Origin of the sequence: Polynucleobacter sp. MWH-Aus1W21, from assembly GCF_018687275.1 — a bacterium.
Taxonomy (GTDB): domain Bacteria; phylum Pseudomonadota; class Gammaproteobacteria; order Burkholderiales; family Burkholderiaceae; genus Polynucleobacter.
The window spans coordinates 917,617-938,743 of sequence record NZ_CP061287.1 but is presented as its reverse complement, the minus strand read 5'-3'; the positions used below and the strand labels follow the sequence as shown (position 1 = coordinate 938,743).

Genomic DNA, 21,127 nt, shown 5'->3' with positions numbered 1-21,127 from the left:
ATGACTTGGATAATCACAAAATTCCTGCTAACAGCAGGTATGGTTGTATTCATTAGCGAAGTAGCTAAGCGAAGTGATAGGTTGGGTGGTTTTATTGCGGCATTGCCATTAATGACTCTTTTAACTCTTGTATGGCTGTATGCAGAAAACCAGCCCGAAGAGAAAATAGCCAATCACGCCTATTACACCTTTTGGTATGTGATTCCAACATTGCCTATGTTTCTATTGTTTCCATACTTGCTTCCAAGGCTGGGGTTTTGGATGACTATGGGAGCTTGCGTAGTGGCAACTGTTATTTGCTTTGGCTTATTTGCTTTGCTGATGAAAGGTTTTGGAATTAATTTGCTTTAGGCAATGGCAGTTATTGGCCGAAATCAGACAATCCAAACAAACCAAAATCATCTAATTTCCTGATCTTTACTGAAGTTTGTATATACTGATTTGAAGCTACTAGAGTGTTTTTTCCTCTGTTAATCCGTAGGTCCCTGGTTCGAGCCCAGGTCGAGGAGCCAAATAAGTAGAAGCCTTCAGAGTTAATAGCCCTGAAGGCTTTTTTACTTTCTAGCCCATAGACAACAGATGGACAACATTGACCCCTGAAATCAGTTAGCTAAATCAGCAGAATATAGAGGTTAATAGTAAGAGCTATCTGTGATTTAGTTCTCAGATATTAAGACATGGGGGGGTGGGTAAAACTCTAGTGTTGATATGGTTGCACCAGCCTATATTCACAAAAAAGATTTTATAAGAATGAGTGACAGCAAACGACCCACAGCAGGCTTGGGCGCAGTATGCCTCAGCCCTAAGATTTCAAATTAGTGTTTTACCAGCACTTAATTTTGCCATTATTTTCATTCTTGAATCGGATACTCTGGCAATCAATACAGCCCTAAATCGCTCACGTTGTAATTTTTCAATTAAATAAATAATCGTAACGAATAAGATTGAGAAAATAAAAAGATTGAGGGCGTCAAGAATGGTGGGTAACTCGAAGCTATTAAATGGCGGTATGAAGAAATAATATGCCAATGTCATCCCAATAATTGCAGTTATAGTTGCTGGCTTCCAGCCAAATTTGTAAGAAACCAAAGTGGTATTAAAAAGAAAAAATAATATTGGGAACTGAGATTGCATTAGTGGATGAAATTGATAGCGCAAGAAAAATGCAGCCAGGGTTCCAAGTAATGCATATCCATAGACAGAAGGGGTATCAGGCGCCCATGCCCGTGAATTTTTTATTTGCATTTGGATTACACTCTATTAAAGCTAACTACCAATTAAAACCATGTCCAATGAAGTGAATGATCTTTTCGAGGAGTTTACCCTAGGAACTACAGGTATGGCAGTAGTATTCCTTCCTGGCCTTCAGGGCTCTATGTTGGAGCTGGGATCGATCCCCAAAGTGATCAAAAAATTAGGGCATACCTCTTGTATTCCCAGAATTCATGGCTACTCCGCTCAAAGTGGCTTTGACACTTTTGATATTTGGCTCTCTGAATTAGATACGGTAGTCAATTTACTGCTTAAAAACCACGGTCAAGTTTGTTTAATAGGCTTGAGCATGGGTGCAACACTAGCAATAGCCTACGAGGCTGATTATCAAAAGAATTTACCAGTAGTCGCACTTTCCCCCGTTTTTGCTTTTGATGGTTGGAGCGTACCCTGGTACTACCCATTGCTCTATGTTGTCTTCAAGCTTGGGATTACGAATTGGCACTATAAAGAATCTCAACCATACGGCTTACGCAATCCTGAGGTCCGTCGTCGTGTTGCAAAACAAATCTTAGAGCAAGAAACTACAGAGGTGGGATCAGCCTCCCTTTCGGCAAAACATTTATATCAGTCCCTAAAACTTATTGAATTTGCAAAAAAAATACTCGTAGATTTCCGATCTGATATAAAAATCATATCCTCTATTGATGATGATGTAGTATCACCAACGGCAATAGATTGGCTCTCTAAAAGTATTAGCTCTTCAACTTGTGAGACGCTTTGGCTTGGTGGGTCTTACCACATCATCACTTTAGATAACGAGCGTGAAATAGTGGTTAATGAGTCCGTAGAATTTATTCAAGAATCTTTTTTTAAGCGTAAGGCAGTAGTTCAATACAGCAAAGATGCTAAACAATTAATAATTCGTAATCGCATCATTGATTAATCTATTTAAATCGATAGGCAAGTGCCATAAACACCGTATCCTGAAATGAACGAGTGAGAACTGGGCTGTTGTTGACTCCAGAACCGAGCCATTTTCGTTTTCCGTATAGATTAACGTACCAATCATCAGCTACCGGTATCTAAAGTAAAAAACCTGCCAATGGGTTATTGGAAGCAGAGGCTGTATATGCTCGATACCCAGTAATTTGAGACTGACCAGGAGTAACCCCATAGTAGTAGTTTGCAAAAGAGCCTGACTGGCGCTCCATGCCTACTTGCGGGTAGAGAACTACTTTGCTAGTCAATTCGATTTCTGCAAAATAATTAACCTCAAGGAGATTGCCTTTCGACTGACCAAAGTCATGATAGGCGTTCAAAAAAAATGCCCCAATAGGCGTATCTTGAAATGTTCCAAGGCCAACAGGTACTTGATAGCCTTTATTAATTGTTTGAGAGTTAATGGTTGATTTGACCTTATAGGAATCAGGATCGACCTTACCTACGATTTCAAGAAATCCAAACCCGACAGGCAGAGTTTTAAAGGCCAACTGATCAATGCGCATGGCAAAGCGCTGGTAGTCAAAAAAGCCATAAGGTAAGGCCATTGATTGGCTACCAGTGTTGCCAATATTCAAATTAGTGCTGTACACAGCAGCTCCGATATCACCCACAATACGATCTGGAATCCCGTTTGGAATATCAGAATCTATACTGTTAGCAGCATAAGCAGCAGAAATGCTTGATAAAAAACAAAGTAATATCAGGCCTGCGGCTAGTTTTATAGACTTAATCATGACATCAATCTAACATGAAAGAAGGCTACCTGTACTAGCAGCCAAACCACCCAATGGAAGCGTTATGACTAACTCAGTACCAATCATTACAAAATTTATCAAATGCACAGTTTTGGGTACTTTTCTTTTTGTAAGTTATGGCAATGCACAATCTACAGATCCAGTACTTGGGGTATGGAAAACAATTGATGAGAAAACAAACCAACCTAGCTCCTTAATTCGATTGGACGAAAAAAATAGTGAATTAATTGGTACCGTTATTGAATTAATTCCCAGTCCTGGCGAAACACTAGTAACCCACTGTAACTTATGTAAAGATGAGCGAAAAGGTAAGCCAATCATCGGAATGGTGATTATGAGAGGTCTCAAGAAATCTAGTCCAGGGGTTTGGTCGGGCGGAGAAATTTTAGATCCCGACGAAGGTGAGGTTTACAAGGTAAAAATTAATTTGATCAACGATAAAACTTTGGAAGTAAGAGGCTATATTGGCATCCCATTGTTGGGAAGAACTCAAACTTGGGTTCGCTGAGATACATTTCAATCACCAAAAAACCTCTTGAGGTATGTTGCCTCCAATTCTTAAAGTCTACTATTGGCCGATAGTGGTCGTTTGGCTGGCAAGGGGTTTCTTACTGTTAAACCGTAGGTCCCTGGTTCGTGCCCAGGTCGAGGAGCCAAATAAGTAAAAGGCCTAGAGAAAGCTAGGCTTTTTTTCTTAAATTTAACTTTTTTCTTTTGACTCCTACTTCATATTATCTAAGGTAGCAGCCAATTCTTTATTCCACCACTTTGCCTGACCAGTCGTACTATGGCCAGATGTTTCAGGGGAAGCCGGTATAAGGTAAAGCTTGGCATTCTTTAAGCGTGGCAATGCTTTTTCCATAAAACCTAAAACAGGCGGATTTCTTTCATCATCGGCCGAGTTAATTGCCAACACCCTAGCCTTAATTTTCTCCAAATGAGGTGTTGGGTTGTAGTCTTGAGAAGACTCCCACTGATACAAGTTGTCATTCGCATCAGCTACAAAAGTAGCGCTTAACCGTTGATTAAGCAATTGATCTGCCATATTGCTATTTGGCGCCAACCTGTAGAGACCTTGATCTCCTCCGCTAAAGCCAATATTGAAATACACGGTAGAAAATTGAAGGCTTTTAGGTTGCTTTGTGTAATTACCGCCCTGCCATTCTGGATCATTTCTAATCGAGTCAATAATCATCCTGCGCATCATCCAGTTGCGGCCTGACATCTGAGCAGGCGAAGATGCCATTGGAACCAATAAATCCATATAGTCGGGATATTTGATGCCCCATAACCAGGTTTGCATACCGCCCATAGAGTTTCCTAAAACTAAACGCAAATGCTTAATGCCTAAGCCTTCAGAAACTAGCCTATATTGAGCGTCAACCATATCTTCATAGTTGTAATGTGGAAACTTGGTCTTAAGCCCATCAGACGGCTTGCTTGACTTACCCACACCTATTGCATCTGGCAGAATGATGAAATATTTACTTGCATCAAGAACTTGATCTGGTCCAAATAATTCACCGCCAAAGTTTTTTGACAGCATACCTTTTGCGGTTCCAGCAGTGCCATGCAATATCACAACTGGAATACCACCCGGGTCACCGATAGTAATGTACCCAATCTTTAACTCGGGTATGACCTCACCTGTATGAAAGCGAAAATTTTTGGCTATCCATACACCCTCTTTTGGCTGAGGGGCTGTCTGGGAATAGCTTACCGTGATCGATAAAAGAGCAAGAATAGTGCAAACAATTACTTTGAAGTAATGACTGGCTATGAAATTCATATGACTTCCTTGTAATAATTTTTACTTATTTTTTGTACTTCTCTGACAGATCATCAAAAAAGGGTTTTTGCACAAATCGCTGCCGCTCCTCAAAGGATGCAACCAAATTGAGATCCTCATGTAATTCACCGTGATTCTTGAGGTGAGAGAGAGCATTAGTCATACCACGCATAGCGCCCTGCAGAGCAGCATTGGCATACAACACAATACCGAAGCCCATTTTTGCAAACTCTTGCTGGGGCAAGCATGGAGTTTTTCCGCCAATCACCACATTTACAATCTGCGGGCATGAAAGCTCTGTGGCAATTCGTTTGAGCTCACTCACATCCACAGGCGCCTCGACGAAAGTAATATCAGCCCCATGTTCTGCATAAAGCGCTGCTCTTGCAAGCGCATCATCTAAACCATGGATCGCTCGCGCATCAGTTCTAGCAATAATTAAAAAATCTTTACTGTCTCGAGAATCTACCGCCGCATGAATTTTGGAAACCATTTCCATTGGATCAATGACGGATTTATCTGCAAAGTGGCCACATTTTTTTGGCATCACCTGATCTTCAATCTGTATTGCGTTTGCTCCTGCGCGTTCCAACTGTCGCACCGTCTGTCTGACATTAAGGGCATTTCCAAAACCAGTATCAGCGTCCACAATAATTGGCAGAGGCATTGCATCGCGCATAGCAGAGGTATGCCCCACTAGATCAGACAAACCTACAAAGCCCAAATCAGGAACACCGTAATAGGTGTTGGTTAAGCCAGCGCCACTAAGATAAATAGCCTCAAATCCAAGCTCGTAGATAATTCTGGCGGCTAATGCATTTGCTGCTCCAGCAACCAACATGCCTTTTCTTGCTTCAACTTTCTGGCGTAGGATAGCGCCAAGTTCGTAATCTAATTTCATTGATCGTCTTTCATATTGGCGGCCTTCACAATTCCACCCAGACGTGCGCGTTCGGCATCAACGAATTCATTGAATGAAGCGCGAGTACCGCCTACTGGCTCTATGCCTTGGCTCTTTAAACGATCAGCAACCTGCGGAGACTTCATTGCAACATCAACCGCTGCCGCTAACTTATCCATGACTTCAGGAGATACTCCTACAGGGGCATGTATCCCTGCCCAATGAGCAATTTGAAGATCCGGAAATCCTTGCTCAACAGCTGTAGTTAGCTCAGGATAGGCTGAAATACGTTTTGTCCAAGTGGTCGCTAAAGGTCTAAATTTACCGCCCGGTTTAATGTGAGGCAAAGCCACAATGCTGGCTTCAGAAGTACCAGCCACCTGACCACCCATAACTGCGGAAGCACCTTCTGATCCACTCTTGTAGGGCACCGGAATGAGCTTAGCGCCATATTTTGTATTGAGTAATTCAGCAACAAAGTGTGGAGTGCTTCCAGTACCCGCAGTAGCAAAATGGAGGCCCTGACCATCTTTTGAGGAATCCACAAAATTTCGTAAATTTTTATAACTAGACTCAGAAGAAACAACAATCACTGATGGAGCCAAACCAATCATGACTACTGGGACCAAATCACTATCTTTGTAGTTGGTTGTTTTTTTGATCATATTATTGGATACAACACCTGCTGCACTAATTAAAAATGTATATCCATCTGGAGCACTCTTGCTGACAAATACCGTGCCTAAAGTTCCACCCGCTCCAGGTTTGTTTTCAACCACAATAGTCTGACCTAAAACCTTTGATGCACCTTCAGCGGCAGCTCTGGCCATCAAATCGTTGGCACCGCCCGCGGAAAAAGGTACGATAAATTTAATAGGCTTCTGTGGCCAAGCTTGCGCATTTGCCAGCGGGGTAAACAAAACACCCGTCAGCGCCATACCAGCAAGAGCGGACCGTAAAAATACCCTCATTGGAATCGTCTCCATTTTTATTTGTCTTTGCACATTATGAATCGTTTTTTGAGGCAGGGAAACGGCTGGACCCCCCCGAAATAGTAGTAATTGCAATTAAAGACTGAATAAGCCGCTACTCTAGGAACAAAACCCCAAACCAAGGGTCAACACTCATTGCCCAGTTATGCTTAAATCATGAATATATGCTTTGAATTTGGGAACTTAGCTTAGAGCTTAAAACCCATGAAAAACATTAAAAGAATCATCCGAAGAATGATCACAATCTACTGGAGATAAGAATGAACAAATACGGCTCTGCAAGCATTACATCACGAGCATTACGATTATGTTTGCTATCACTGGCCTTAATGGCAGGTCCTACACATACAGCATTGGCTCAATCCGATTATCCGAATAAGCCCATTAAATTTATCGTCCCCTTTCCAGCTGGCGGAGCAACTGACAATATTGCTCGCCCATTACAAAATGAATTACTCAATTCTCAAAAATGGAATGTCATTATTGATAACAAGCCGGGAGCCGGCGGAAATATTGGTGCAGAACTAGTTTCCAAATCACCGCCTGATGGTTATACATGGCTAATGGCTTCGGTGGGAACTCACGGCATTAACCTTCCTTTGTATACACAAGGCGGCGGTAAGCTTCCTTTTGACCCTATTAAAGACTTTACGCCTATCACATTGGTCGCAGAACTACCCAATGTCCTCGTTCTGAATCCTGCGTTTGCGACTAAAAATAGAATCAATACTGTAAAAGATCTCATTGCTTATGCCAAAGCCAATCCAGGCAAAGTGAATATGGCCTCCAGTGGAAACGGTACCTCCATTCATATGGCGGGTGAATTATTTAAATCGATGACTAAAACTTATATGGTGCATTTGCCATACAAGGGTAGCCCGCCTGCGGTAACCGACCTGATGGCTGGAAATGTAGACATCATGTTTGATAATTTACCTTCTTCAATCAACTACATTCGCGCAGGACGTCTCAAGGCATTGGCTGTAACTAGTGCTAAACGTTCACCCGCATTTCCAGATTTGCCAACGATTGCTGAAGCCGCCAATTTACCTGGATATGAAGCGACATCATGGTTTGGTGTAGTTGGCCCAGCAAACACGCCTCCTGATATTTTGAATAAAGATAGCGCTGCTTTAATGGCAGCCATCGCTAGCCCCTCTGTTCAAGAAAAGTACTTAGCGATGGGTGCACAGCCTGTAGGCAATACACCTGAACAATTTTCCACCTTCATTAAGGCTGAAATTTTGAAATGGACTAAGGTGGTAAAGGATTCCGGGGCAAAGGTAGATTAATTCACGGATATTAATTTCCAGCTGCCAATCTGTTTAGCTGATGCAGTTACAAAAAGAGGGGGCTCCCCTCTTTTTTATTTTCCCAACTGAGAAAGTAGTTTGCTTGGAGAGATGACTTCTTGATCTAGAACTAGTTCAATCAACGCACCACCGTTTCCATTTAATGCTTTGGCAAAGATAGGTGCGAAGTCTTCTGTTTTGGTCACTCTATATCCGGGGATACCAAAGCTATCTGAAAACTTGATGAAGTCAGGATTGGTTAATTCGGTGGCAATCACTCGTGACTTGAACTCACGCTCCTGATGCATGCGAATAGTGCCCAACATGCTGTTGTTAATTACTAAGATAATTGGGAATGCGTCGTAACGAGCTGCCGTTGCCAGCTCCTGACAGTTCATCATGAAATCTCCATCGCCGCATACTGCAATCACCACTCTTTGTGGATCAGCAATTTTTGCAGCAATTGCAGCTGGCAAGCCATAACCCATTGAACCATTTGCCGGCGCCAATTGCGTCTTAAATGCGCCATATGGATAAAAACGATGTACCCAGGTAGCAAAATTACCAGCGCCATTTGTAACGATGGAATTACGTGGAATCACATCCTTTAATGCGCTCATGATGTGCGCCAACTGCATATCTCCCGGAACTGTTACCGGAGTTGAAAAAGCAAGATATTCATCGTGAGCATCACTCATAGCCTGGCGATCATATTGCTTGCCCATCTTGACTTCGCTCAGGGCGTGGCAAAAGTTTTCAGGGCTACAGTTCAGCGCAAATTCTGGTCGGTATACACGGCCCAGCTCTTCAGGTCCTGAAAGTACGTGAATTAATTTGGTCTTTGCTTGCGGAGATGACAAGAGGCTATAACCGGCGGTTGTCATTTCTCCCAAGCGCTCACCAATAACCAATAGACAATCGGCATCTTGTACGCGCTTAGCTAGTGTAGGATTGGCGCCAATACCCAAATCACCCGCAAAGCAAGGATCTAAGTTATCAATCACATCTTGAGATCGGAAGCTGGTTGCAACTGGTACGCCCTCACGATTAGCCCAAGCCCTTAAGCCTTCACAAGCAGTCTGATTCCAATTCCCACCACCGGCAAGCACAAGTGGTTTACTAGCCTTGGAAAACGCATCCATCGCTCTAGAGAATTCTGCTTGGTTTAAGCCAGGCTGAACAATATGTGCAGGTGCTACCGGCTTCTCTTGTCCGTACATATACAGAACATCCTCTGGGAGCGCTAAAACTACCGGGCCTTTTCTACCGGCCTGTGCAACATGAAATGCATGAGATACAAATTCATCAATGCGGTCAACTCGATCAATACTGCCAACCCACTTTGCACATTCAGAAAACATTCGTCGGTAGTCAACCTCTTGAAAAGCTTCGCGCTCAACCATATCCGTACCTACTTGGCCGACTAATAGCACCAGGGGCGTTGAATCTTGATAAGCCGTATGCAAACCAATCATGGCATTTGAAGCGCCGGGGCCGCGAGTCACCATAACAACACCCGGTTTACCAGTCAACTTTGCGTATGCCTCCGCCATATAGGAAGCACCACCCTCTTGGCGACAGGTAATAAAACGGCACTGGGGGTGATCTACTAAGCCATTAAGCAATGGTAGAAAGCTCTCACCTGGCACCCCAAAGGCCAGATCTACGCCCTGCCTTACAAGCGCATTGGCTAGAATCTGTCCACCATTCAATGAATCGCTGGGTGTCCCCATAGTTTTTATGCTTTCTTAGTATCTCTTAATGGTCGGTTATTTGATGTGTTGTTTTGAAAATTATCACATTATTTCTGGGTCCAGGACATTTTCATTTAATCTGTACCACCCTGTTCGTTTGGAGTCTCTTACAGGTTTACAGAAGCCGCTGATTCGTTTCGAATGCTGCCATATACTGCCCATATTAAGATTCACGTAATCACTAAAAATAAGCGGGAGACACAAATGAAACTAATTAGCTTTAGCAATAGCAACGGTCAATCTGGTATTGGGGCGCTCTGCAAAAATAATCCATCTAAGTTTGTTGATTTATGCGCCACAGATACAACTCTTCCAAATAATCTACTCGCACTCATTCAGTCGCCAGAACTACTCAATCGAGCGGCAGCTGCCCTCGATAATCCAAAGGCCATCATCAGAAAGCTAGGTGAGATTTCATTTAATGCGCCAATAGATAGGCCAGGGAAAATTATCTGCATGGGGCTGAACTATGCAGATCACGCAAAAGAAGGCGGCAATGCGAGACCAGAGTATCCAAGCTTCTTTATGCGCGGACCTAGCTCCCTCACGTCTCATGGAAGCCCACTCATACGACCAAAGGTATCTGACAAACTTGATTATGAAGCAGAGCTTGCTTTTGTTGTCGGCAAAACGATTCGCAATGCCACCCTCGAAAATGCATTGGACTGCGTGGCTGGCTACAGCGTATTTAATGATGGCAGCATTCGAGACTATCAGCGCAAAACGACGCAATGGACTATTGGCAAAAACTTTGACAAAACAGGTGCATTTGGTCCTTGGTTAGTGACACCAGACGAACTACCCCCGGGTTGCGATGGACTGAACATTCAATCGCGCCTCAATGGTCAAGTTATGCAGAATGCCAATACCAAAGACTTCCTGTGGGGTGTAGCTGAGACCATCGTGCTGATTTCTGAATGCATGACTTTAGAGCCTGGAGATTTAGTGATTACAGGCACCCCTGCTGGGGTTGGCTACGCCAGAACGCCACCCGTCTTCATGAAACCTGGTGATATCTGTGAAATTGAGATTGAATCTATTGGAGTTCTAAGCAATTCAATTGCTGACGAATAACCCCCCTTCTACTTAAAAATAACGTTACCAGGCCATAAAATGCCTGGGAATGCGTAATACCCTCTGAGGCACTAAAATAGGCTCATGACTAAAATTCCTGAGCTATTAGCCCCTGCTGGCAGCCTTAACATGCTGCGCACTGCATTTGATTTTGGTGCGGATGCCATTTATGCCGGACAACCTCGTTATTCACTTCGTGTTCGCAATAATGACTTTGGCAAGATTGAGGTCCTCAAGCAAGGTATCGATACTGCCCATGACATGGGTAAAAAGTTTTACTTAGTCTCCAATCTGCTACCGCATGGCGGCAAAACTCGGACTTACATTAAAGACATGGATCCGGTGATTGCATTAAAGCCAGATGCCTTAATCATGTCGGATCCTGGCTTAATCATGATGGCACGTGAAGCTTGGCCTGACATGCCAATTCATTTATCGGTTCAGGCCAATACAGTAAATGGTGCTTCTGCAAAGTTCTGGCGTTCTGTTGGCATTAGTCGCGTGATTTTGTCTCGCGAGCTCTCTTTTGATGAAATCGAAGAAGTTCGTCAAGATTGTCCCGAAATGGAGCTTGAAGTATTCGTTCATGGAGCCCTCTGCATCGCTTATTCAGGTCGCTGCCTATTGTCAGGCTACATGTCACACCGCGATTCGAATCAGGGTGCCTGCACCAACGCTTGCCGTTGGGACTACAAAGTCAAGCCCGGACAACAAAATGGCAGTGGAGATGTAGTTCTTTTGCAAGAGGCTCGCCGCCCCGATGATTTGATGCCAATGGAAGAGGATGAGCACGGCACTTACATCATGAATTCAAAAGATCTGCGAGCAGTTGAGCATATCGAGCGCCTCACCAAGATGGGTGTTGACTCTTTTAAGATTGAAGGTCGCACCAAGTCACCCTATTACGTTTCTCGCACTGTACAAGCCTACCGAGCAGCCATTAATGATGCTGTTGCTGGCAAGCCATTTAATACAGCCTTATTGGGTCAATTAGAGGGCTTAGCCAATCGCGGTTATACAGACGGCTTTTATGAACGTCACCATGATAAAGAGTATCAACTGTATATGCGCGGTCACTCCCTATCGGGACGCAGCTTATACGTTGGCGAAACACTAGACATCGATTCAGCCGCCGGTCGAGTCAAGGTTGATGTCAAAAACCGCTTTTCTGTTGGCGACAAGCTAGAGATTATCGAGCCCAACGGCAACACTGATGTTGTTCTCTCTGAAATGTGGAATATGAACGGTGAGTCGATTGATGTTGCGCCTGGATCAGGACACTTTGTTTGGCTAAAACTCCCAATGTCCAGTAAACACGCCTTTATTGCGCGGTACACACAAGAACCAGCGCCTCTAGAAACTGCAGGTTCTTGCGCAACTTGTGGTGAGTAGTTCACACTCTTTTCACTGATTGCTTTTTTAATGACAAACAATACCGTTAGCCAATCTAACCATCGCAGCTTAAAAGACAAGCTTAAGGAAGAGGCTAAAAAAGCATTTACCTTGACCCTTTACTTTGGCGCCTGGTTCTGTTCAATTGCGTTTTTTGCAGCGACAGCTCTTGAGGAGCGCCCTATCCCCTTGGATATATTTGGATTTGCACTTATTAAGGCTGGTATTTCTGCAAAATTTATGTTGATTGCTCAGGCGGCTTATCCAATTAAAGTGAATAAAGAGCAAGGGATATTGAATTCGCTTTTATTTGAATCCATTGTTTATCTAATTTTCGTACTTGGCTTGAATTTCCTTGAGGCTGGAGTAGATGGATTAATTCATGGAAAAGAATTTATCTCTTCTATGACGGCCTTTGGCAATGGTGAACCCTTGAGGATTTTTGCAATTTCCATCCTATATTGGCTTATTGTTTGGCCCTATTTAATTTTTATGGGCGTAAACCAGGCGCTGGGCAATACAGCCACACTCGCAATCTTATTTGGATCCAAAAAGTAATTGCCCTACTTGTATTACGTGAGAATTTTTTGGCTGTGCCTATTGGCATTCCTTTACCAGAACGCTAATGCCCAAGAAATTGAAGCGCGCCAGTATTCAAATGCGCCGATTGGAATTAACTTTGTGACCGGCGGTATTGCTCAAGCAAGGGGCGGCTCCTATAGACTCACAACCGAAGCGGTAAATCTCACACGCATTGTCGATGTTTTTGGGCAGTCAGGCAGGATTAGTCTATTACTGCCATATGCGCAACTGACAGGCTCAGGAAGCGTAGGATCCCAGAACATAAATGCTTCCGCCGAGGGATTGTCCGACCCTGTTATTAAAGTCTCCGCCAATTTATACGGCGCACCAGCTCTTTCCTTAGATGAGTTTAAGGGCTATCAACAAGATCTCATTATTGGGACCAGTCTTGCCGCATCCATCCCTTGGGGCAAGTACAACAGTGACCAGATGCTAAATGTAGGCGCCAATCGCTCCCTTATCCAGCCAGGTATTGGCGCGTCCCAAGCCATTGGTCCTTGGCGTCTAGAGCTTGCTGGAATGGCAACGATCTACACCAGCAACAATAACTTCTTGGGTGGCAAAACACTATCTCAAAATCCTATGTACTCAACTGAATCCCATGTGATTTACTACTTTAAGAATACGGCCTGGATTTCCGCAGATGCAACTTACTACATAGGGGGGCAATCCTATGTGAATGGATCGCCAATCAACGGATCTCAGGAAAATTGGCGCTTTGGTAGCACCCTGTCTTACCCAATCAATAAACAGAATTCAATTCGGCTAACGGGCAGCAAAGGCGTCTATTCCAAAACCAACAATAGCTATGACGCTCTAGGCGTCTCTTGGCAATATCGCTGGGGCGGCGGACTATAGTTAGGTAAAGGCTTGAATCGCTACAATGAAACTAAAAGAACACTTAAAAGAGATGTGAGACATTCATGAGTAATAAACCAAAAGATCCAGCAGAGAGCGGTTTACGCAAAGGCTTAACTAGCTACGGCGATAAAGGATTCTCTTTATTTTTGCGCAAAGCTTTTATAAAAGGTGCCGGCTACACCAATAGCGCCTTAGATCGCCCAGTCATTGGCATCATTAATACTGGTAGCGCATACAACCCCTGTCACGGCAATATGCCGCAACTGCTTGAAGCGGTAAAACGTGGCGTCATGTTAGCCGGCGGCTTGCCAATGGAATTTCCAACTATCTCCATTCATGAAAGTTTTGCAGCGCCTACCAGCATGTATTTGCGCAATTTGATGTCAATGGATACCGAAGAAATGTTGCGTGCACAGCCGATGGATGCAGTCGTCATGATTGGTGGTTGCGATAAAACCGTCCCTGCACAAATGATGGGGGCCGCTTCTGCCGGACTGCCGGCCATACAATTAATTACCGGATCCATGTTAACCGGCTCACATCGTAGTGAGCGCGTAGGAGCCTGTACTGATTGCCGCCGTTATTGGGGTAAGTTCCGCGCCGGTGAAATTGATGAAGCAGAAAAAGATGAAGTGAATGATCAGCTAGTTGCTAGCGTTGGCACTTGTTCTGTCATGGGTACCGCTAGTACTATGGCTTGCATCTCTGAAGCACTTGGCATGACCGTACCAGGTGGCGCTACACCCCCAGCAGTAACCGCTGATCGCATCCGTGTCGCCGAAGAAACAGGTACTTGTGCAGTAAAAATGGCCAAGGAAGGCCTAACCATCGACAAAGTACTTACTGCAGATGCATTTGAAAATGCCATGCGTGTTTTGCTAGCTATCGGTGGTTCAACGAATGGTATTGTTCACCTTGCCGCCATCGCAGGGCGTATGGGATTAGAGATTGACTTAGACGCCCTCGATAGAATGGGAAATGAGACTCCGGTTCTGGTTGACCTTAAGCCATCTGGTGATCATTACATGGAAAATTTCCATGATGCAGGAGGGATGACAACCTTACTCCGCGAACTCAAGCCGTTGTTAAAACTGAATGCCATGACGGTATCCGGCAAAACTCTTGGCGAAGAAATTGATGCTGCACCGCCGAGCTTTAAACAAGATGTGGTTCGTGCATTTGATAAGCCAATTTATCCTCGTGGGAGCATTGCAGTATTGCACGGCAATCTTGCTCCTGGTGGCGCCATTATCAAACAGTCAGCAGCCAATGAAAAACTTATGGAGCATGAAGGTCGCGCCGTAGTCTTTGAAGATGCCGCTGATTTAGCCAACCGCATTGATAGCCCTGAATTGGACGTTACCGCTGATGACATATTGGTACTTAAAAACATCGGGCCTAAAGGCGCCCCTGGCATGCCCGAGGCAGGCTATATTCCTATTCCGATGAAATTAGCTCGGGCAGGCGTCAAAGATATCGTACGTATCTCCGATGGACGCATGAGCGGCACCGCCTTTGGAACGATTGTGTTGCACGTTACACCTGAATCCGCCATTGGCGGACCACTGGCTCAAGTGCGCAATGGCGATAAAATTCGATTAAGCGTAAAAAATCGTGAGATTAGCCTATTAATATCCGATGAAGAATTAGCTCAGCGTATGAAAGATAACCCTATTACCCCTCCAACTGCAGAGCGTGGATATAAGAAACTGTTTTTGGATACCGTTACCCAAGCAGATCAAGGCGTAGACTTTGATTTCTTGAGAGCAGCCAAAATGGTTGGCAAAACCCCAACATCAAAATAGAAAATCATACTTAGTGATGAATGCGAATCTCCTACGTAGGGGCATGAATATATGGCCTCCTTTTCTAGGTGCCGGCATTACCGTAGAAAATATTGCTAATGATTTTCGCTATGCCAAGGTTCGTTTAAAACATGGACTCTTGAATCGCAATATCGTGGGTGTTCATTTTGGCGGCAGCCTCTTTGCGATGACTGATCCCTTCTTCATGATGATGGTGTCTCAAAATATTGGCAAAGGCTACATTGTTTGGGATCAAGCCGCCAAAATTGAGTTTTTAAAACCCGGTAAGGGAGCTGTGGATGCAACCTTTGAGCTCACTCAGACGCAAATAAATGAAATTATTGTTGCCGCAGAGTCCGGCAACAAGGTATTGAAGGATTTTGTAGTGGATATAAAAGATCGAGATGAAGATGTCGTGGCACGTATCACGAAGACGCTCTATATACGCAAAAAGATCAAGAGAGACTAAGAAGTTACTGTGTGTATGCAGGTGGATCTAGTCGGTGCATTTCACCCTCAATCCAAGCCTCAACCTCCATCTGCAGTTGCTCCTCAGATTTTCCTTGAACAGAAATCACTGGTCCGATGGACAATGTGATCAGTCCAGGATGCTTGAGAAATGTCTTTCTGGGCCAAATAGCACCTGAGTTCTGAGCGACCGGAAGAATATCTGTTTGAGTACTGATAGCGAGACGCACGCCACCTTTACGGTAAGGCTTAAAAGATCCGCGTGGTGTCCGCGTACCCTCTGGAAAAATGGCAATCCATCTGCCCTCTTTTAAAACTACCTTGCCTTGGGCGGATACTGCTTCTCTGGCATTTTCTCGATCTCCTCGATTAATGTGAATCATGTGTAAAGAAGCTAAAGCCCACCCAAAAAAGGGCACATACAAAAGCTCTCTTTTAAAGACAAAACAAAGCTCTTTTGGAAAAATGGATGGGTAAACAAAAGTTTCCCAGGCTGATTGGTGCTTGCCCAGAACAATTAATGGCTTATTAGAATCTTTTGGAATATTTTCCAATCCCTTAACTTGAGACTCAATGCCACATAGTAAATACAAAACTTTTTGTATTAGACGGCACCAACTAACACCCATGTTGTAGCGCGTGCGAGTACTAGTAAACGGAATAACCAAAATAATCGCAGTCGCATAAATGGTGACTGAAGTAAAGCCAAATAGATAAAACAGTAGTGAGCGTAGCCAAAGAATCACGATTAGCGGGTACTTGTGCAAGACAATGAGTAGAAAGGATTAACGCCCCATTATATTAGGCAAAAACCTAGGCGAATATGCGTTTCTTCGCCGCCTGATACTCTTGCTCTAGCTGATCAATGATCTGCGCTACAGTGGGTACGCTATCTATGAGGCCTACGCCCTGGCCCGCACCCCAAATATCCTTCCAAGCTTTAGCGCTAGAGCTATCCTTGCCCGCTTGCGAGAGCTTGGCAAACGCCTGCGGATCACCTTCTGGCAAATTGGCTGGATCAAGACCGGCATTAACGATGCTCTGCTTAATATAGTTGCCATGTATACCCGTGAAATGGTCGGTATACACAATGTCTACTGCTTGAGCATTCACAATGGCTTGCTTGTATTGCTCACTAGCATGTGCCTCTTGGCTGGCAATAAAGCGTGTCCCCATATAAGCAAAGTCGGCGCCCATCGCTTGTGAAGCCAATACCGCATCACCAGTTGAGATTGACCCAGAAAGTACGAGCGGCCCCTTAAATAACTTTCTAACCTCTCCAACCAGTGCAAATGGCGACAGACTGCCTGCGTGACCGCCAGCACCTGCAGCTACCAAGATTAAGCCATCGACACCTGCTTCTAAAGCCTTTTCTGCATGACGAATATTGATCACATCATGCAAGACAATGCCGCCGTAGCTGTGCACAGCATCAATAATTTCTTTTACAGGAGCCCGTAAGCTGGTAATGTAAATCGGTATACGGTGCTTTACACAAGAATGCATATCTTGCTCAAGGCGCGCATTGGATACATGAACAATTTGATTAACCGCCAGAGGTCCAACCTTTGCATTGGGATTTTTTCCCTGAAAATCAGACAACTCGCTTTGAATTTGACTTAACCAATCATCCAACATCTCTTGAGGCCTGGCATTTAAGGCTGGGAACGAACCCACAATTCCAGCCTTGCATTGGGCAAGAACTAATTCTGGATAACTCACAGTAAACATCGGCGCCGAGATGATCGGCAATCGAAGTCCTTGCAATATTTTGGGGATGTGGCTCATAGGTCCCTGAGCTCACGCCTTAATATCTTGCCTACATTGGTCTTTGGTAAATCATTCCGGAAGACGATATGCTTAGGACGCTTATAGTTGGTAAGGTTTTCTTTACAGTATGCCAAGATAGCCCCTTCCGTTAAGTCAGGGTCCTGCTTAACAACAAACGCTTTTACAGCCTCACCAGAATCTTCATCGGGCACACCAATGACCGCGCATTCTAATACACCAGGAATAAGAGATAACACTTCTTCCACTTCATTTGGATACACATTAAAACCAGAAACTAGCACCATATCCTTTTTGCGATCCACAATCTTTGTTAGACCATCTGCATTCATGATGCCGATATCGCCCGACTTAAAGAATCCGTCTGCCGTCATCACATTCTTGGTTTCTTCGGGCTTATTCCAATAACCAGCCATCACCTGTGGACCCCGAATACAGATCTCACCTGGAGTTCCAAATGGCACCTCTATGCCATCATCGCCCAATATAACGACTTCAGTACCGGATACTGGTAATCCAATGTAACCAGTAAAACTCTCAATTAAGGGAGAATTGACACAGGCTACCGGAGAAGTCTCAGACAGGCCATAGCCTTCAGCAATGGGAGCGCCAGTCATTTTTTGCCACTGATCAGCAACCACCTTTTGCATGGCCATACCACCGCCGATGGTGGCCAAAATATTAGGGAACTTTACAGATGCAAATTCTGGTTTATGCATCAAGGCATTAAATAAAGTATTAACACCTGGGAAGATATTGATCTCAGGATGGTTCTTTAATAACTTAATAAAGCCATCAAAGTCACGTGGATTAGGTACCAAGATTAAGAGGCCGCCCTTGCGCATACCCATAAGCGCACATGCTGTTAAAGCAAAGATGTGATAAAGCGGTAATGCGCACAAAAAGACTAGCTGGTCTACCTGTTTACGTTTCAATCCTGGCTCTAACCATAAGTCCGTCTGAATAACGTTGGACAGAATATTTTTATGAAGCAGAATAGCGCCTTTAGACAAACCTGTAGTACCGCCCGTGTATTGCAAGAAAGCAATGTCATTTAGAGTTGCATTGGGTCTATTCCACTGGTGGCGACTACCCTCATTTAAAGCCTCGACAAACAAAATGTGGCCAGGCAATTTCCATGCGGGTACAAGCTTTTTAACTTTTCGCACAACAAAGTTAACGATTGCACCTTTAATGCCAATCATCTCACCCATTGATGTGACAATAGTTTTCTTTAAAGGTACATTTGCAGCAATTTGCTGATAGACGTGTGCAAAGTTTTCAAGAACGATGAGAGCTGAAGCACCGCTATCTTTAAGTTGATACTCGAGCTCACGTGCTGTATATAGTGGATTGACATTGACCACAACAAAACCCGCACGCAATACACCCAACATGGCAATCTGAAACTGCATCACATTAGGCAGCATGATTGCCACTCGAGACCCTGCCTCTAAGCCCAAACTTTGTAAGTAGGCGGCAAAATGTCTGGAGTGCTGATCAAGCTCGCGATAAGTCAAAAACTTACCTAGATACTCACATGCTTGGCGGTTTGGAAAACGCTCAAAGGATTCCTCAAACATGTCCAGTAAAGAATCATATTCTGAAATATCCACATCATGAGGCACACCCTCAGGATAGTTTTTTAACCAAGGTTTAGAGGGGTTAACCATAAAGCTATTTCCAGTCTCGATATATTTTTATTTATAGTCAGATCTTTATATCTGTATTACCAATTCTAAACACAGCGGTATACAAAATCTAAAAGAAAAAGCCCTCTGAGAGTAGAGGGCTTTAACTTAACAATTTGCAACGATTAGAAACGGTAGCCTACACCGATGAGAATTTCAGCAGCATTTGCGCTAACTGGTTGAGAGATAGCAACGCCATTGGTTGAGGTTGTAGACGCAGTTGCTTGACCGAAGGAGGCATACTTAACTTCGCCGAGCATATAGAGTGAGTTGGTAACCATTTGCTTATAACCAAGACCAACGGTGTAACCAGTTAGGTTAACTGTGTTGTAAGCAATAACTGGGCTAGATAAACCAACGGTTGTACCAGCATACCCCAACATCATATAGGCCATCTTATCCTTATCAAAGGCATAGCCGGGATTTACGGTAATGGAATAACTATTCTTCATTTGGTAGTTGGCTACCGTGCTAGACAAAGTTCTACCACTCAATGGCCCAAGAGCAGGATTTACTGGAGCATTGACATTAAGTTGACCTGTAGCTGATGAACTTGCTCCTGGAGCATATGAGGCACCAAGGCCAACTAACCATGACTTATCGACTGCAAAGTTATAGCCAAGAGCAAGAACAGCTACACCAGTATTCAAGTTGTTAACATTTGATGCAGTTGTGTTTGCCGTTAACGGGAGGCCTGGCACATTTGCGGTGCCATTATTAATAGTAGGGGTTACAGTGGCATATCCCACTTCAACTTGACCATAAGCACCTTCCCATGGGTTTACTTTTGCTGACTGAGCGTTAGCACTTGTTGCAAAAGCACCGGCCATAGCTAAAACTAAGGCGCTAATCTTTACTGTTTTCATATGTCTTCCTGTGTTCGTTTTTTAATTAATTGATACAACCCCATGAATATTAATTAGTTTTAACTTGTTTTGTATCTCGGGTTTTCCCTTTATTTATATTGCATTGCAATATGCAAGTAGCCCTACTGAGTGTGAGCATTATGTAGGGCTTATTTGACGAGGGTTTCGGGTTGTAGGATATTGCTGTAATATAAACGAACGATCGTATTATTTTTACAACAATGAAGTTATATATTGATACCCATGCTTGATACAAGGTCTACCTCAACGACTTTATCTACTGAGTCCAAAAAAGGTTTAATTACAAAGTCAATGATTTTGCAAGCCGCCCTTGAGATTGCGAGCAAATCAGGCTTGGAAGGAATCACTATTGGTCATCTGGCTGACTCCGTTAGCATGAGCAAGAGTGGTGTTTTTGCCCACTTCGGCTCCCGCGAAGAGCTTCAGATTGAAGTAATACGCAAGTACTACCAATATTTTGCCGATAGCGTTTTTGCACCTGCACTCACCAAACCTAAAGGATTGCCTCGTTTACGTCAAATGATTGATGCCTGGCTAAAGATAAGCGTTGGCGAAAATACATCTAGCTGCTTCTTTATTGCTGGCGCCGCTGAATTTGATGATCGCCCTGGAATCGTTCGTGATGAATTGGTTCGTAGCGTTGAAGATTGGCGCTCCGCCCTTCTTCGCTCCATCAAAGAATCCATTGCAGCTGGCCACCTCAAGAAAACCGTTGTTCCACAAGAAATGCTCTTTCATCTCTACAGCATTGTGTTAGGAGCGCATCACGATTCAAGATTTCTGCAAAACCCAAAGAGCTTGGTACTAGCAAATAAGCTCATTAAGAATATTTTTCTCAATCACCAAGCAACCACCAAATAACTTTCATTTTTATCAAAT

General features: G+C 43.9%; 20 protein-coding genes and 1 pseudogene. 11 read left to right on the top strand and 10 right to left on the bottom strand.

The window, feature by feature from the left end:
• Window positions 1-351: a DUF3147 family protein gene (locus ICW03_RS04890; RefSeq protein WP_215349693.1), complete on the top strand. Its 351-nt coding sequence runs from the start codon at window positions 1-3 to the stop codon at window positions 349-351.
• 459 nt (window positions 352-810) lie between these two features.
• Here the strand turns inward: ICW03_RS04890 and ICW03_RS04885 are convergent, their stop codons facing one another.
• Entirely contained in the window at window positions 811-1,245 is a 435-nt protein-coding gene (locus ICW03_RS04885) for a DUF4118 domain-containing protein (RefSeq protein ID WP_215349690.1), read from the bottom strand.
• Between the two features lie 94 nt (window positions 1,246-1,339).
• Between ICW03_RS04885 and ICW03_RS04880 the strand changes: the two genes are divergently transcribed.
• On the top strand, window positions 1,340-2,158 hold the full coding sequence (locus tag ICW03_RS04880; protein ID WP_215349687.1) for a carboxylesterase: 819 nt from the start codon (window positions 1,340-1,342) through the stop codon (window positions 2,156-2,158).
• Window position 2,159: 1 nt separating this feature from the next.
• Here ICW03_RS04880 and ICW03_RS04870 read toward each other — a convergent pair.
• Window positions 2,160-2,951 (bottom strand): annotated as a pseudogene (locus ICW03_RS04870) (MipA/OmpV family protein).
• Window positions 2,952-3,015: 64 nt separating this feature from the next.
• On the opposite strand from ICW03_RS04870, the gene ICW03_RS04865 reads away from it, so the two are divergent.
• On the top strand, window positions 3,016-3,480 hold the full coding sequence (locus ICW03_RS04865) for a DUF2147 domain-containing protein (protein WP_215349681.1): 465 nt from the start codon (window positions 3,016-3,018) through the stop codon (window positions 3,478-3,480).
• 213 nt (window positions 3,481-3,693) lie between these two features.
• Here the strand turns inward: ICW03_RS04865 and ICW03_RS04860 are convergent, their stop codons facing one another.
• From ICW03_RS04860 to ICW03_RS04850, 3 genes are read right to left on the bottom strand one after another with little or no spacing between them, the layout of a single operon-like run.
• Window positions 3,694-4,761, bottom strand: coding sequence for an alpha/beta fold hydrolase (locus ICW03_RS04860; RefSeq protein ID WP_215349678.1), 1,068 nt, complete (start codon window positions 4,759-4,761; stop codon window positions 3,694-3,696).
• A gap of 25 nt (window positions 4,762-4,786) precedes the next feature.
• Window positions 4,787-5,662, bottom strand: coding sequence for an oxaloacetate decarboxylase (locus ICW03_RS04855; RefSeq protein ID WP_215349676.1), 876 nt, complete (start codon window positions 5,660-5,662; stop codon window positions 4,787-4,789).
• Window positions 5,659-6,600 (bottom strand): tripartite tricarboxylate transporter substrate binding protein, encoded by a 942-nt coding sequence (locus tag ICW03_RS04850; RefSeq protein ID WP_251374492.1) that lies wholly within the window; start codon window positions 6,598-6,600, stop codon window positions 5,659-5,661. Before ICW03_RS04850 ends, ICW03_RS04855 begins: the two co-directional genes overlap by 4 nt.
• A gap of 314 nt (window positions 6,601-6,914) precedes the next feature.
• Here ICW03_RS04850 and ICW03_RS04845 point away from each other — a divergent pair, with 314 nt between their 5' ends.
• Window positions 6,915-7,946, top strand: coding sequence for a tripartite tricarboxylate transporter substrate binding protein (locus ICW03_RS04845; protein ID WP_215349670.1), 1,032 nt, complete (start codon window positions 6,915-6,917; stop codon window positions 7,944-7,946).
• 74 nt (window positions 7,947-8,020) lie between these two features.
• Here ICW03_RS04845 and ICW03_RS04840 read toward each other — a convergent pair whose 3' ends face one another.
• Window positions 8,021-9,679 (bottom strand): thiamine pyrophosphate-binding protein, encoded by a 1,659-nt coding sequence (locus tag ICW03_RS04840; RefSeq protein ID WP_215349666.1) that lies wholly within the window; start codon window positions 9,677-9,679, stop codon window positions 8,021-8,023.
• Window positions 9,680-9,904: 225 nt separating this feature from the next.
• Here ICW03_RS04840 and ICW03_RS04835 point away from each other — a divergent pair, with 225 nt between their 5' ends.
• The 6 genes from ICW03_RS04835 (at window position 9,905) to ICW03_RS04810 (ending at window position 15,883) form a co-directional block, all read left to right on the top strand.
• Window positions 9,905-10,774, top strand: coding sequence for a fumarylacetoacetate hydrolase family protein (locus ICW03_RS04835; protein WP_215349663.1), 870 nt, complete (start codon window positions 9,905-9,907; stop codon window positions 10,772-10,774).
• Between the two features lie 84 nt (window positions 10,775-10,858).
• On the top strand, window positions 10,859-12,166 hold the full coding sequence (locus tag ICW03_RS04830) for a U32 family peptidase (RefSeq protein ID WP_215349660.1): 1,308 nt from the start codon (window positions 10,859-10,861) through the stop codon (window positions 12,164-12,166).
• Between the two features lie 30 nt (window positions 12,167-12,196).
• Window positions 12,197-12,724 (top strand): hypothetical protein, encoded by a 528-nt coding sequence (locus ICW03_RS04825; protein ID WP_215349658.1) that lies wholly within the window; start codon window positions 12,197-12,199, stop codon window positions 12,722-12,724.
• 42 nt (window positions 12,725-12,766) lie between these two features.
• Entirely contained in the window at window positions 12,767-13,606 is an 840-nt protein-coding gene (locus ICW03_RS04820) for a transporter (protein ID WP_215349655.1), read from the top strand.
• Between the two features lie 65 nt (window positions 13,607-13,671).
• Window positions 13,672-15,414 (top strand): IlvD/Edd family dehydratase, encoded by a 1,743-nt coding sequence (locus tag ICW03_RS04815; protein ID WP_215349650.1) that lies wholly within the window; start codon window positions 13,672-13,674, stop codon window positions 15,412-15,414.
• A gap of 43 nt (window positions 15,415-15,457) precedes the next feature.
• Window positions 15,458-15,883, top strand: a complete 426-nt coding sequence (locus ICW03_RS04810) for a DUF4442 domain-containing protein (RefSeq protein ID WP_215349648.1) — start codon at window positions 15,458-15,460, stop codon at window positions 15,881-15,883.
• 4 nt (window positions 15,884-15,887) lie between these two features.
• Here ICW03_RS04810 and ICW03_RS04805 read toward each other — a convergent pair whose 3' ends face one another.
• From ICW03_RS04805 to ICW03_RS04790, 4 genes are all read right to left on the bottom strand, one after another.
• Window positions 15,888-16,625: a 1-acyl-sn-glycerol-3-phosphate acyltransferase gene (locus ICW03_RS04805; RefSeq protein WP_215350186.1), complete on the bottom strand. Its 738-nt coding sequence runs from the start codon at window positions 16,623-16,625 to the stop codon at window positions 15,888-15,890.
• A 70-nt stretch (window positions 16,626-16,695) separates the two neighbouring features.
• Window positions 16,696-17,670 (bottom strand): nitronate monooxygenase family protein, encoded by a 975-nt coding sequence (locus ICW03_RS04800; RefSeq protein ID WP_215349645.1) that lies wholly within the window; start codon window positions 17,668-17,670, stop codon window positions 16,696-16,698.
• On the bottom strand, window positions 17,667-19,343 hold the full coding sequence (locus ICW03_RS04795) for a long-chain-fatty-acid--CoA ligase (protein WP_215349642.1): 1,677 nt from the start codon (window positions 19,341-19,343) through the stop codon (window positions 17,667-17,669). Before ICW03_RS04795 ends, ICW03_RS04800 begins: the two co-directional genes overlap by 4 nt.
• Before the next feature lie 143 nt (window positions 19,344-19,486).
• Window positions 19,487-20,227 carry an outer membrane protein gene (locus tag ICW03_RS04790; protein ID WP_215349639.1) on the bottom strand — a complete coding sequence of 247 codons (741 nt, stop codon included), beginning with the start codon at window positions 20,225-20,227 and terminating at the stop codon, window positions 19,487-19,489.
• Window positions 20,228-20,470: 243 nt separating this feature from the next.
• Between ICW03_RS04790 and ICW03_RS04785 the strand changes: the two genes are divergently transcribed.
• The gene (locus tag ICW03_RS04785) at window positions 20,471-21,109 is read left to right on the top strand and encodes a TetR/AcrR family transcriptional regulator (protein WP_215349636.1); all 639 of its coding nucleotides are present in this window, start codon (window positions 20,471-20,473) and stop codon (window positions 21,107-21,109) included.
• Window positions 21,110-21,127: the final 18 nt, after the last annotated feature.

Coding starts and splice junctions, on each gene's coding strand:
- ICW03_RS04840 (WP_215349666.1), bottom strand. CDS start 9,679: ATGGGGACACCCAGCGATTCATTGAATGGTGGACAGATTCTAGCCAAT.
- ICW03_RS04830 (WP_215349660.1), top strand. CDS start 10,859: ATGACTAAAATTCCTGAGCTATTAGCCCCTGCTGGCAGCCTTAACATG.
- ICW03_RS04835 (WP_215349663.1), top strand. CDS start 9,905: ATGAAACTAATTAGCTTTAGCAATAGCAACGGTCAATCTGGTATTGGG.
- ICW03_RS04825 (WP_215349658.1), top strand. CDS start 12,197: ATGACAAACAATACCGTTAGCCAATCTAACCATCGCAGCTTAAAAGAC.
- ICW03_RS04795 (WP_215349642.1), bottom strand. CDS start 19,343: ATGGTTAACCCCTCTAAACCTTGGTTAAAAAACTATCCTGAGGGTGTG.
- ICW03_RS04885 (WP_215349690.1), bottom strand. CDS start 1,245: ATGCAAATAAAAAATTCACGGGCATGGGCGCCTGATACCCCTTCTGTC.
- ICW03_RS04785 (WP_215349636.1), top strand. CDS start 20,471: ATGCTTGATACAAGGTCTACCTCAACGACTTTATCTACTGAGTCCAAA.
- ICW03_RS04880 (WP_215349687.1), top strand. CDS start 1,340: ATGGCAGTAGTATTCCTTCCTGGCCTTCAGGGCTCTATGTTGGAGCTG.
- ICW03_RS04800 (WP_215349645.1), bottom strand. CDS start 17,670: ATGAGCCACATCCCCAAAATATTGCAAGGACTTCGATTGCCGATCATC.
- ICW03_RS04860 (WP_215349678.1), bottom strand. CDS start 4,761: ATGAATTTCATAGCCAGTCATTACTTCAAAGTAATTGTTTGCACTATT.
- ICW03_RS04810 (WP_215349648.1), top strand. CDS start 15,458: ATGAATATATGGCCTCCTTTTCTAGGTGCCGGCATTACCGTAGAAAAT.
- ICW03_RS04790 (WP_215349639.1), bottom strand. CDS start 20,227: ATGAAAACAGTAAAGATTAGCGCCTTAGTTTTAGCTATGGCCGGTGCT.
- ICW03_RS04855 (WP_215349676.1), bottom strand. CDS start 5,662: ATGAAATTAGATTACGAACTTGGCGCTATCCTACGCCAGAAAGTTGAA.
- ICW03_RS04845 (WP_215349670.1), top strand. CDS start 6,915: ATGAACAAATACGGCTCTGCAAGCATTACATCACGAGCATTACGATTA.
- ICW03_RS04890 (WP_215349693.1), top strand. CDS start 1: ATGACTTGGATAATCACAAAATTCCTGCTAACAGCAGGTATGGTTGTA.
- ICW03_RS04865 (WP_215349681.1), top strand. CDS start 3,016: ATGACTAACTCAGTACCAATCATTACAAAATTTATCAAATGCACAGTT.
- ICW03_RS04815 (WP_215349650.1), top strand. CDS start 13,672: ATGAGTAATAAACCAAAAGATCCAGCAGAGAGCGGTTTACGCAAAGGC.
- ICW03_RS04850 (WP_251374492.1), bottom strand. CDS start 6,600: ATGGCGCTGACGGGTGTTTTGTTTACCCCGCTGGCAAATGCGCAAGCT.